8 protein-coding genes are annotated in these 11815 nt (G+C 61.6%); 5 read left to right on the top strand and 3 right to left on the bottom strand.

Features of this window, described 5'->3' with window-relative positions:
* The first annotated feature begins 50 nt into the window (after positions 1-50).
* The 3 genes from ACKAMS_RS03875 to ACKAMS_RS03865 all read left to right on the top strand — a co-directional run bounded on the left by ACKAMS_RS03875 (position 51) and on the right by ACKAMS_RS03865 (position 3841).
* Positions 51-1382: an MFS transporter gene (locus tag ACKAMS_RS03875; RefSeq protein ID WP_408988629.1), complete on the top strand. Its 1332-nt coding sequence runs from the start codon at positions 51-53 to the stop codon at positions 1380-1382.
* A 141-nt stretch (positions 1383-1523) separates the two neighbouring features.
* The gene (locus ACKAMS_RS03870) at positions 1524-2189 is read left to right on the top strand and encodes a TetR/AcrR family transcriptional regulator (protein WP_317559422.1); all 666 of its coding nucleotides are present in this window, start codon (positions 1524-1526) and stop codon (positions 2187-2189) included.
* Positions 2186-3841, top strand: a complete 1656-nt coding sequence (locus ACKAMS_RS03865) for an FAD-binding dehydrogenase (protein WP_408988628.1) — start codon at positions 2186-2188, stop codon at positions 3839-3841. Before ACKAMS_RS03870 ends, ACKAMS_RS03865 begins: the two co-directional genes overlap by 4 nt.
* Before the next feature lie 8 nt (positions 3842-3849).
* On the opposite strand, the gene ACKAMS_RS03860 is transcribed toward ACKAMS_RS03865, so the two are convergent.
* On the bottom strand, positions 3850-3987 hold the full coding sequence (locus tag ACKAMS_RS03860; RefSeq protein ID WP_153211511.1) for a hypothetical protein: 138 nt from the start codon (positions 3985-3987) through the stop codon (positions 3850-3852).
* 47 nt (positions 3988-4034) lie between these two features.
* On the bottom strand, positions 4035-6401 hold the full coding sequence (locus tag ACKAMS_RS03855) for an arylsulfatase (protein WP_283384186.1): 2367 nt from the start codon (positions 6399-6401) through the stop codon (positions 4035-4037).
* A 117-nt stretch (positions 6402-6518) separates the two neighbouring features.
* Between ACKAMS_RS03855 and ACKAMS_RS03850 the strand changes: the two genes are divergently transcribed.
* Together ACKAMS_RS03850 and ACKAMS_RS03845 are read left to right on the top strand one after the other, a co-directional pair.
* Entirely contained in the window at positions 6519-7730 is a 1212-nt protein-coding gene (locus ACKAMS_RS03850; protein WP_408988627.1) for a DUF2254 family protein, read from the top strand.
* Positions 7731-7824: 94 nt separating this feature from the next.
* Positions 7825-9657, top strand: a complete 1833-nt coding sequence (locus ACKAMS_RS03845) for an APC family permease (RefSeq protein WP_408988669.1) — start codon at positions 7825-7827, stop codon at positions 9655-9657.
* A 365-nt stretch (positions 9658-10022) separates the two neighbouring features.
* Here ACKAMS_RS03845 and ACKAMS_RS03840 read toward each other — a convergent pair whose 3' ends face one another.
* A complete protein-coding gene (locus tag ACKAMS_RS03840) occupies positions 10023-11666 on the bottom strand; it encodes an ABC-F family ATP-binding cassette domain-containing protein (RefSeq protein ID WP_408988626.1) in 1644 nt (547 codons plus the stop codon).
* Between the last annotated feature and the right edge of the window lie 149 nt (positions 11667-11815).

The following is an 11815-nucleotide window of genomic DNA, read 5'->3' as shown; positions in this document are numbered from 1 at the left end:
TCGGCGCCGGCGATACCTTCGTGAATTTGCACCGCGACCCGGGGGCTCCGATGACCACGTTTGCCGAAGTCGAGCACAATTCACCGTTCTCGAACGAGACCGACGACGAGCGGCGATCCAGATTGAGAACCGTCGTCGCCGCGAGCCTGCTCGGCACGACGGTCGAGTGGTACGACTTCTTCCTCTACGCAACGGCAGCGAGTCTGGTCTTCAACCAACTGTTCTTCCCGAACCAGAGTTCGTTCGTCGGGACCATGCTCTCTTTTGCGACCTTCGCAGTCGGCTTTCTCGTTCGCCCCATCGGTGGAGTGGTGTTCGGTCACATCGGCGATCGCATCGGGCGCAAGAAGACGCTAGCTCTCACGATGTTCATCATGGGTATCGCGACGGCGCTCATGGGTGTTCTTCCGACCGCCGCTCAGATCGGAGTCGTTGCGCCGATTCTGCTTCTGCTGCTTCGCATCCTGCAGGGATTTGCTCTCGGTGGCGAGTGGGCCGGAGCTGTTCTCTTGGCGGTCGAACACAGTCCGGAGAAGAAGCGTGGACTGTTCGGCAGCATCCCGCAGATCGGATTGGCTCTCGGGTTGGCATTGGGCACAGGAATGTTCGCGCTGCTTCAAACAGTCTTCGACGACGACCAGTTTCTCCGTTTCGGCTGGCGCATCGCCTTCGTCCTCAGCTTGGTGCTCGTGATCGTGGGGTTGGTGGTCCGCTTGAAGGTCGACGAGACGCCCGCCTTTCAGGCCGTTCGTGACCTCGAACAGCGCTCGTCCGCCCCGCTCAGGGAAGTCTTTCAAGGAAAAGCCGCGCGAAACACCGTACTGGGCATGTTGTCTCGCTGGGGCGAGGGCGCCGCGTTCAACACCTGGGGCGTCTTCGCAATCACGTATGCAACCAAGACTCTGCATTTCGAAAAGGTTCCCGTACTTCTTGTGGTCACCGTGGCCGCAGTAGTGATGGCGATCTTGCTGCCGTTTTCCGGTTTACTCACTGATCGGTTCGGCCCGCAACGGGTCTACATCGTGGGCATCGCCGCGTACGGCCTCGCGATCTTCCCCGCCTTCGCACTGTTCGGTACCGAGAATCTCCTGCTCTTCGGAGTCGCGATGGTCGTGGTCTTCGGAGTGATTCATGCCTTGTTCTACGGCGCCCAGGGAACGCTGTATGCGAGCCTCTACCCCACAGAAATCCGGTACACCGGGTTGTCGGTCGTCTACCAGTTCTCGGGTATCTACGCCTCCGGCGTCACACCTCTGATTCTGACGGCACTGATCGGCGCCAGCGGCGGTTCACCGCGGCTGGCTTGTGGATATCTGGTGGCCACCTCGGCGATCAGCGTCGTCGCCACTGCGGCGATCAGGAAGCGTGATCTGCACTTGTAGCTGTCGTCATACAAATATCTCCCCATCTTGCATATTTGCTAGATATTGATAGAAATACCTGCCAAGAAGATCTAATCGAGATACGTCTTCGCATCGGATACATCGGTGTATCGTTTGGGTTCCACCCCGACGGAGGCGCCGATGACGACTGGAACGGACAACTCGCCGGCCAAACGTGTCACCAAACGCCGTGGTCAAACCAGGCAGCGCCTGCTCGACGCGGCTGCGGACGCCTTCTCGGAATCAGGGTTCGGGCACGCCACGGTCGAGCAGATCTGCGAACGCGGCGGATACTCCCGAGGCGCGTTCTACTCCAACTTCGATTCACTCGACGAACTGTTCTTCGCGATGTGGGAGCAGCGATCTGCAGCAATGCTCGCTGATCTGCGGTTGGCGACGGAGTCGATCACCGCCGGTAACGCCGTCGACATCCATGCCGCTGTCGCTCGGATCGTGGCGGTGGTTCCGGTCGACCCGCAGTGGTACCGGATCAACGCGGAATTCACAGCCCACGCGCTCCGCAACCCGGCACTTCGCAAAGCCCTTGCCGACCGTGAAGACGCGATCCTTCGCACCCTGTTGCCCATTGTGGAGTCCGCACTCAGCGACGTCGGGCGAACAATCGTCGGCGACCCGACTGCGTTGGGACGGGCATTGGTCGCAGTGCACGACGGCACCAGCGTGCAGTGTCTCGTCGACACCGACACCAACGCCGCCTTCGCACTGCGCCGCGATATCTTCACTCGAATCCTGCTGTCCTACAGCGAAATAATCCAGAACAACCAATCGAAAGAGGAGCTGTCGTGAGCGAACAAGCTGACGTCATCGTTGTCGGGGCAGGGCTGGCGGGACTGGTCGCCACCTACGAACTGACACGCGCCGGCCGCAAAGTCCTTGTCGTGGAACAGGAGAACGCAGCCAACCTCGGCGCGCAGGCATTCTGGTCGCTCGGCGGACTCTTCCTCGTGAACAGCCCCGAGCAACGCCGACTCGGTATCAAGGACTCTCTCGAGTTGGCAATGCAGGACTGGATGGGCACTGCCGGATTCGACCGTGAGCGCGAAGATCACTGGCCTCGCCAGTGGGCCAAGGCGTACGTCGAGTTCGCGGCCGGCGACAAGCGTCAGTACCTGCACGACCTGGGGCTTCGTCTGATGCCGAATGTCGGTTGGGCCGAACGCGGCCGCGGAATGGCTCTTGGACACGGCAATTCGGTACCGCGATTCCACCTCACCTGGGGAACCGGCCCCGGCGTGGTCGATGTCTTCCTGACCAAGGTGATCGCCGCCCAGAAGCGCGGACTGGTCACGTTCAAGCACCGCCACCAAGTCGATCAACTCGTCGTCACCGATGGTGCGGTCACCGGTGTACGCGGAACCGTCCTCGAACCTTCCAGTGATCTACGCGGCGTGAAGAGTTCGCGCACCCCCATCGGCGAATTCGAGTTCGCCGCACAGGCAGTCGTGGTCACCTCCGGTGGAATCGGCGGCAACTACGAACTGGTGAAGAAGAACTGGCCCGAGCGACTCGGCAAGGCACCGAAGCACATGCTGACGGGAGTACCTGCACACGTCGACGGACGGATGCTCGAAATCACCGAATCCGCGGGCGGAAACATCGTGAACCGCGACCGCATGTGGCACTACACCGAAGGCATCCAGAACTGGAATCCCATCTGGCCCAACCACGGAATCCGAATCATCCCCGGACCCTCCTCGATGTGGTTCGACGCCACCGGCAAGCGTCTGCCGGTCCCCAACTTCCCCGGCTTCGACACGATGGGAACCTTCAAGTACATCCTCGACAGCGGCCACGAGTACACGTGGTTCATCCTCGATCAGAAGATCATCGAGAAGGAGTTCGCACTCTCGGGATCGGAACAGAACCCGGACTTCACCAACCGCGACTTCAAGCTCCTCCTCGAACGAATCAAGAAGGGCGCGCCGGGACCGGTCGAGGCATTCAAGCAGAAGGGCGCAGACTTCGTGGTGCGCAACAACCTTCGTGATCTGGTCGACGGCATGAACGCCCTCACCGACGAACCGCTCCTCGAGTACGAGGACATCGAGCGCGAGATGATCGCCCGCGACCGCGAAGTCGACAACAAGTACAGCAAGGACTTCCAGGTCACCGCCATCCACGGTGCTCGTAATCTGTTGGCAGACAAGATCGTGCGCGTCGTTGCACCGCACAAGATCCTGGACCCCAAGAACGGCCCAATGATCGCGGTCCGGTTGCACCTGCTCACCCGCAAGACCCTCGGCGGCTTGGAAACCAACCTGGATTCACAGGTCATCAAGGCCGACGGCAGTGTCTTCGACGGCCTGTACGCAGCCGGTGAGGTCGCGGGCTTCGGCGGCGGCGGAGTCCACGGTTACAGCGCGCTCGAAGGGACCTTCCTCGGTGGCTGCATCTTCTCCGGCCGCGCAGCCGGACGAGCACTGGCGCGCGACCTGTAGCCCCGAAATCAGGCGAGCGAATGCGTGACCAGTATGTGGTGGGCGCGCATTCGCCGTGCCTCGTGCACGGATTGATGGTGGTGATGGTGCGTCGGCCCGCGCGCGTGGCGGACCAGATCGTGAACAGTACGGATGACGGTCGGCATTGCGACCCTCCCTCAGGAGATTGTGACTGCTGCTCTTGTCAGTGGAATCACTGCCTGGACAACGCCACTCGCGCCACCTCCTCCGGGTCGATCAGGTGGGTATGGTCATCGTCGCCGACGTCGATCTGCACTACCTCGATACGGCCGTTGAATGTGGTTGCGCCACTGTAGTCGACACTGACAGGCATGCCGTAATCGTCACCGATGTCGGTGGTCTCGTCCGCCGAGAAGACCATCGGTTGGGTCTGCTCGACGCGACCCGAACCCACTTCGTGACCGTCGTGATAGATCGTGACACCGCCGCCCCTCGCGAGACCACCGCCGTCGTAGGCGAACTCAACTCTGATCTGATGTGATCCTGCCGGAATGTCAACGTCGGACCCGACGACGAACTCGGTCATGCCGAGCAGGTTGTAGACGAATTTGGCGCGACCTTCCCGCGCGTAAAGTGCCCAGCCGCCGAACCTGCCGCCCTGCGCGATCATCACACCGTTGGCAGTAATGCCATCCGCGATGTCGACTGCTGCTGTGACACTGAACGATCGATTCTTGATACTCAGCACGCTGTGCTCGCTCAGCCGTTTCATTCCGGGAAACAGAACCTGTCGGTTCCCGGACACCAACTGCGGACGCCCCGCGATGTGAGGGTTGAACCTCTCGAATCTTCGGTCGTCGATCGGAAGCACGTTGTACTTGACTGCTTCGATCAACCACAAGCGTTGCAGTGCAGCAAGTTTCTCCGGCAACTCGGCCGCCAAATCCTTGGACTGCGTCCAATCCTGCGACCCGTCGTAGAGCTCCCACACGTCGTCGTCGAGAGCGGGGAGTGCCTCCGCGAACAGCCACGGAGTGCTGTGTCTGGTGACCGCACTCCAACCCTTGTAATAGATACCGCGATTGCCGGCCATCTCGAAGTACTGCAGATCGTGACGTTCGGCGGCTTCGGCGTCGTCGAAGGTGTAGACCATGCTGGTCCCCTCGATCGGTGATTGTTGGACGCCGTTGACGAAGGTCGGTTCCGGCAGTTTCGCGACCTCGAGGATCGTTGGTGCGACGTCGATGACGTGGGTGAATTGCGACCGCGTCTCACCCTTGGTCCGAATCCCCGCCGGCCAGTGCACGATCGTTCCGTTGCGAGTGCCACCCCAATGCGAGGCAACCTGTTTCGTCCACTGGTACGGCGTGCACATTGCCCATGCCCACCCCACGGAGTAGTGGTTGTACGCGTCCTTGGTACCGAACTTGTCTTTCACTTCCGCCATGAACTCGGGTGTTTCGATGGCGGCGAGTCCGTTGAAGTTGGCCATCTCGTTGAAGGCTCCGTTGATCGTCCCCTCTGCGGACGCTCCGTTGTCGCCGATGATGTAGTACACGAGGGTGTTGTCGAGAGCTCCGAGTTCCTCGATCGCATCGACAAGCCGGCCGACATGGAAATCGGTGTGTTCGAGAAACCCTGCATAGACTTCCATTTGGCGTTCGAGGACAGGCTTCATCTCCTCACTCATGTCCTCCCACGCCGGAATGGCCTCGGGGCGCGGGGTGAGGACCGCATCCGCGGGGACGACTCCCCGCTGCTTCTGCTGCTCGAGAATCGATTCGCGTTGCGCGTCCCAACCTCCTGCGAACCGGCCCTCGTACTTGTCTGCCCACTCCTTCGGAACATGGTGCGGTGCATGTGTGGCGCCGGGTGCAAAGTAGACGAAGAACGGCTTGTCCGGAGCCAATGACTTCTGCATCCGAACCCAGTCGATGGCGTGATCGGCCAGGTCCTCGGTGAGGTGGTAACCCTCCTCCGGTGTCTTGTCCGCCTCCACGGGCGCGACACCCTCGTACAGCGCCGGGTAGTACTGGTTGTTCTCCCCGCCGATGAATCCGTAGAAGTGCTCGAATCCGCCTTCTCCCGTCGGCCACGATGTGAACGGCCCCACCGGGGATGTCTGCCACGGCGGTACCTCGTGGCACTTGCCGAACTGCGCCGTCGAGTATCCGTTCAGTTTCAACGTCATCGGCAGTGCGGCTTTGGTATTCGGGCGCAGACCGGAAAGTCCAGGAGCCGAGGTCGCGGTTTCGGTGACCGAGCCCATTCCGACCGAATGGTGGTTGCGCCCACTCAGCAGTGCGGCGCGGGTCGGTGCGCACAGCGCAGTCGTGTGAAACCGCGTGTACGTGAGCCCATTACTTTGCAATCGCTCAGCAGTCGGTGTGTCCGCTGGTCCGCCGAAGGCACTGCTCGCGCCATATCCCACGTCGTCCAACAGGACCACCAGAACGTTGGGTGCCCCGGCCGGCGGCAGTAGCGGAGTGATCGGCGGAAACTCCGTGTCCGGATCCTTCGCGTCGTACGTCACCAGACCAAGATGTTGTCGATCCGGAATCGGTAGTACAGCGCGGCTCTGGCCTGTCGGATCCGTCATGACGTCTCGCCTTCTGTCTCTCACATGGCTCTTTCAAGCGTTTCAGGATCACGACGGCGTCGACATCATCCGTTTCGGGTGAAGGCGCACCATTGCCGCAGCGTGGAGGCTTGAAGGGTGGATCAGCCCGGACGTTTCGCTCCCACCCCGATCGGGCATGCCTTCCTCGTCCCCCGGCGCCGTGTGCGTGCCGGCCTGACCCAGATCCTGTGCGTCGTCGTAGGACTGGCTGCCGGACTGGCGATGCCATATTTACGTAGCGGCCCAATGATTCCCGCCCGTCAGGTCAGCGAGATGCTCGTTGCACTCGGGCTGGGGTTACTGGGTGTAGTCGCAGTGATCTTCTCGCTACTGTTCCTTGTCGTCCAGTGGGCCGCGACCACCTTCACTCCTCGCTTGTTGTTGTTCCGCGACGACCCCATCGTGTGGCGGACGTTTGCCTTCGCCATAGGCCAGTCGGTTTTCGACATCACGGCAGCGCTCGCCATCAGCAACGAAACGGATGTGTCCGTGGTTGTGCCAAGTCTCGCAGTGCTGGCGCTCTTGGCCACGCTGACGCTGATCAGGCTGCTCCAGCTGCGCGCATTCTCGGCCATCCAGTTGGCTCCTGTACTGACCTCGATCTCGAGTCGTGGCCGAGCAGTCTTCGCCGCCGTGTACCCCACCACCGATCGGGAGTTGCCTCCTCTACCAACACTTCCGGTGATCACGACTATCGAGTGGCATCGACCGCCGGCCGTTCTGCAACAGATCCTCGTCGAAGATCTCCTGCAGAGCACTCGGAACTGCCGATCCATGGTGGTCCTCCGAGTGTCGCCGGGTAGCACGCTGCGAGACGGATTGCCGCTCGCCGACGTCTACGGCGGACCCATGCCCGCCAACACGATCCTTGACGCCTTGGTCAGTGGGAGTGAGCGGACCTTCACCCAGGACCCCCTACTCGCGATTCGGTTGTTGGCTGACATCGCGCTCAGAGCGCTCTCACCCGCTATCAACGATCCTGCGACGGCCGTGCAGGCTCTGGACGAGATCGAAGACCTCCTCACTCTGGTGGCCTCCGTGCGCGCAGATTCGATCCGGGTCGTCGACGAGCGTGGTGATCTGCGTGTGGTGATTCCGCTACCCGACTTCACGACCTTCGTCAGAACCGGACTGGACGACGTCATAGCCTCGGCATCGAACTCACCACTCGTTCTGGGCCGACTTCGCGACCTACTTTCGCACGTCGCCGCCCAATCGGAGTCTCGGAACCGCGATATTCTCGCCATGCGCGCCCGCTGGATTGATCAGCTGTCACAAGGCTTCCCGCGACTCGAACCGCCGTTGTGAACCCGTACAGATTTGTTGGTGATCGCGTCAAGGCATCGTCAAGATCGGTCTCAGCTCAACGGGAAGTATCGATACTGACTCGGTGAGACATGCAGTGATACTCGGACACCGTGGAGTCATATCGTCGACCACCCGCGCCGGCGGCGCACCTGAGAAGCAAAAGCTCTCCGTCGCAACCGGACTGGCGGGTCTGTCGCTCGACGCGATGGCCTCGGTGTCGTACGGTCCAGAGGCCATCGTGTTGGTGTTGGCCCTCGCCGGCGGCGCGGGGATCGGCTTCACCGTGCCGGTGACGATCGCCATCGCCGTGCTGCTTGTGGTCCTGGTGGCGTCGTATCGCCAGGTGATCGCCGCATTTCCCGAAGGCGGTGGCGCGTACGCCGTCGCAAAGAAGCATCTGAGTCCTCGCGCAAGCCTGACTGCCGCCGCATCGTTGATCGTCGACTACACCCTCAACGTCGCGGTGTCGATCGCAGCCGGTGTCGCGGCTCTGACCTCCGCCTTCCCTGCGCTTCTTCCCTATACGGTCTGGATCGCACTGGCGATACTCGGCGGCATCACGGCACTGAATCTGCGGGGCATCGCAGATTCCGCGCGGGTATTCATGTTGCCCACCGTGGTTTTTGTCGTCAGCATCTTCACGGTGATCGGTGCCGGACTGCTTCGGGAAAACCCTGCCGCCGCCACGGCTCCCTTCCTCGCCGACAACGCACACACGATCGGCATTCTCCTTCTGCTCAAGGCATTTTCGAGTGGTTGCGCCGCATTGACCGGTGTCGAAGCCATCGCCAACGCGGTACCCAGTTTCAAGAAGCCTCGCGTGCGTAGCGCTCAGCGTGCCGAAGTAGCTCTGGGAATCCTGTTGGGCACCATGCTGATCGGCCTTGCCGTGTTGATCGAGAAGTTCTCACTGGCCCCGGTCCCTGGAACAACGGTCCTGTCGCAACTCACTTCCGCTGCCCTCGGAAATGGTGTGGGCTACTACGTCGTCCAATTCTCCACCGTGATTCTGTTGGCGTTGGCCGCGAACACCTCGTACGGCGGACTTCCCAACCTGATGCGGATCCTCGCCGACGACAACGTGCTCCCGCACCGCTTCAGCCGGAAGTCGACGCGCGACGTCTTCACGTACGGCGTCTTGTCGCTCGGTGGCGTCGGTGCTCTCCTGCTCATCGGATCCGGCGGAAACATGAACACCTTGGTGCCGCTGTTCGCCATCGGTGTGTTCATCGGATTCACGCTCGCGCAGTTCGGCATGGTGCGCCACTGGCTCGCCGAACGGACACCGGGCTGGAAGTGGCGATCGGCGCTCAACGGTTTCGGGGCTGCGTTGACTTCGATCGCAGCAGTGGTGACTACCGCCATGAAGTTCACCGAGGGCGCCTGGCTGATCGCTCTCGCGCTCCCTGCGCTCGTCCTCGGCATGGAACGCATCCGCGGTGCGTACACACATATCGGTACGCGGTTAACCGTTCAGGGTGAGAACGATTCTCTGTCTATCGGATACAAACCAGCGGTCTTAGTACCCGTGTCCGAAATTACGTCGCTCTCCACCCGCGCGATGGCCGCGGCAACGGCAATGTCTTCGCAGCCCATCGCAATTCGAGTCTGCCTTGCCCACGAATCGACGACGGACTTCACCCGCCGATGGCAAGCCCGACACCCGAATTCGCGTTTGATCGTCATCGAGGACACCGAGAATTCCGTGGGGAATACCCTCGCTCGATACATCCGCACACACTTCCCCCACCGAGAAACCTTTGTTGTCGTCGCCACCATCGACCCGGCGACCAGATGGCATCGGATACTCCCGAGCCAACGGACCGATGAGATCGCTCATGCACTGCGCAAACACACCGAGGCCGTGGTGTGCCAAATTCCGGTCCGGATCGATCCGGCTCACCGCGATCCCGCCCTACGCGCATGAGCCGACGCTCACAGCGAGGTCCCGAACAACATGCCAGTGCCACCAGGACTAGCCCATATGCCGAGATCCCGATCAACGCCATGGTCGACCGACCACCAGTCGCCTGATCGGACCGCGTGTGCTTTGACCTTCATCTCTTGCCCTTTCCCTGACGTGGCTCGGCCATTCCGAGCTGGTTGCGGATCGCCTTGGCGGTCAACTCGGGAATTTCCGAGTCCCGGACAACGACTGTTCGTCGTGATCAGAAAAGCGTCAGTACTGAGAGCTCGAGCGGGCTCTCGTCGATCTGGACAGAAGTATCCGGTAGTCACGATTGTGAAGCGGCCGTAGCGTTCGCCATCGCATGAGTCGCTCCACCCTCATGCCTACACCTCGCACTCGACGCCCGACAGCCTCAGGTTCGGCCACCCGTCCGTATCCCGCAGGATCTGTCGATCGTGAGTGGAAACCACCACGGCTGCCTCAGTAGCGCTGAGCGCCTCGGTCAACTCATCTACGAGAGCAATGGACAGGTGATTGGTCGGCTCGTCCAAGAGCAGCACGTGCGGGCGGCACGCGAGCGCAAGGGCGAGATCGAGTCGGCGTTGCTGGCCCATCGACAGCTCGCCGATCCGCTTGCTCATCTCATATGCGCGCAGGAGCCCCAACGATGACAGCGAGACTGCAGAACCCGTCTGAATCGTCCCAACCGCCACGAGTTCGTCGACCCGTGAAGAGTAAAACTCGCCCACCCGCTGTTCTGGAGGCAGCGACGATTCCTGTTGGAGCAGTACCACCCGCGCACAGTGCGCTGTATGAGAGCGCCCTGCCGTCGGATCCAATTTGCCTGCCAGCACCGATAGGAGTGTGGATTTTCCGGAACCGTTCGGTCCCGTCACCACATGCTTGGACCGCCCGTCGACGCGCAGCGATGTCGGTACGACTAGGCGACCAGCTACGGTTACCCCGCTTGCAACCAGCAGGGAAACTCCAGACCGAGTCGGCAAGTCGGGAAACCTCAGCCTTTGAGGAGGCTCGGGAACGGGAAGGCGCTGCGATTCCAGGGTCTCGCGGCGACGGTGCACGCTTTGCACGAGGCCGGCGGCCCGAGTTGCGCGCTGATGTTTCCCTGCCCCTTTGCCTGGACGCCATCCACTGACGAGACGATTCTGTGCAGTAGTGAGATCCTCACGCAGTCGTGCCGTCTCCACCTTTTGCCGCTCGTAGTCTTGCTCCCATCGCGCGCGCTCACCTTCGCGGCCCGCCCGGTAGCCCGCGTATCCGTCGCCGTACACGCGGGGGCGGCCATCCGGTGTCGGGTCGAGCGCGAAGACGTTCTGCGCGACGTCGGCGAGAAATGCGCGGTCGTGGCTGACCACAACCACCCCTCCGGCTCGGGCACGGAGCCTCTCGGTGAGGTAGTCGAGTCCTACGCAGTCGAGGTGGTTGGTGGGCTCATCGAGCAGCAGGAAGTCATCGCTCGCCCCGAGCAGGCATGCCAGACGCACCCGATAGCGTTGTCCGACAGAGAGTTCGGTCAAGCGACGGGAGTGGTCGGTTTCGGCGCTGAGGGCGGCGAGTGCGATGCGCACCCGCCGCTCGGCGTTCCAAGCATCCAGTCTCTCCGCTTGTTCGAGCGCGGTAGCGAACCGCTCATCGGCCTTGATCTCCCCTGAGGCAAGACCGAGAGATGCGGCATCGAGTTCCGCCAGAGCGCACAGCGAATCGGCTATCGCATCTGCTACGACCCGGCCGACGGTGCGTGTGTCGGTTGTGAGCATCTCCTGCTGCGCGAGACCAAGTGTGCCGACACGTGTAACTGTGCCGCTATCCGGTTGAAGTGTTCCGGCGAGGACGTGTAGAAAAGTTGACTTTCCGCGGCCGTTCTCGCCCACAACCGCCCAGCGCGAGGAACACGTTACCGCGAGGTCGACCCCGCTCAGGACAGGTACGCCGCCGAATGAAACGGCGACGTTGGACACGACAAGTTGCGCATGCGAGCGCGCAGGAGTGATCGTTGAATCAGGCATTTGAATCCCTAAAAAGGGCGCGCTACAGAGACATTCCGATGCTCGACCGAGCGCGCAGAAGTTGACGGAGACCCACAAGGGTCAGAGGTTCACGATCGACTGCCCGGCTCGGATTGCTCGACGAGCTCGGGGAACCAAATGAAATCCGT

Origin of the sequence: Rhodococcus sp. 5A-K4, from assembly GCF_046097995.1 — a bacterium.
In the GTDB taxonomy this organism is placed as follows: domain Bacteria; phylum Actinomycetota; class Actinomycetes; order Mycobacteriales; family Mycobacteriaceae; genus Rhodococcus_F; species Rhodococcus_F erythropolis.
This window is presented reverse-complemented; position numbering and strand designations above follow the sequence as displayed.

Coding starts and splice junctions, on each gene's coding strand:
- ACKAMS_RS03875 (WP_408988629.1), top strand. CDS start 51: ATGACCACGTTTGCCGAAGTCGAGCACAATTCACCGTTCTCGAACGAG.
- ACKAMS_RS03855 (WP_283384186.1), bottom strand. CDS start 6,401: ATGACGGATCCGACAGGCCAGAGCCGCGCTGTACTACCGATTCCGGAT.
- ACKAMS_RS03840 (WP_408988626.1), bottom strand. CDS start 11,666: ATGCCTGATTCAACGATCACTCCTGCGCGCTCGCATGCGCAACTTGTC.
- ACKAMS_RS03870 (WP_317559422.1), top strand. CDS start 1,524: ATGACGACTGGAACGGACAACTCGCCGGCCAAACGTGTCACCAAACGC.
- ACKAMS_RS03860 (WP_153211511.1), bottom strand. CDS start 3,987: ATGCCGACCGTCATCCGTACTGTTCACGATCTGGTCCGCCACGCGCGC.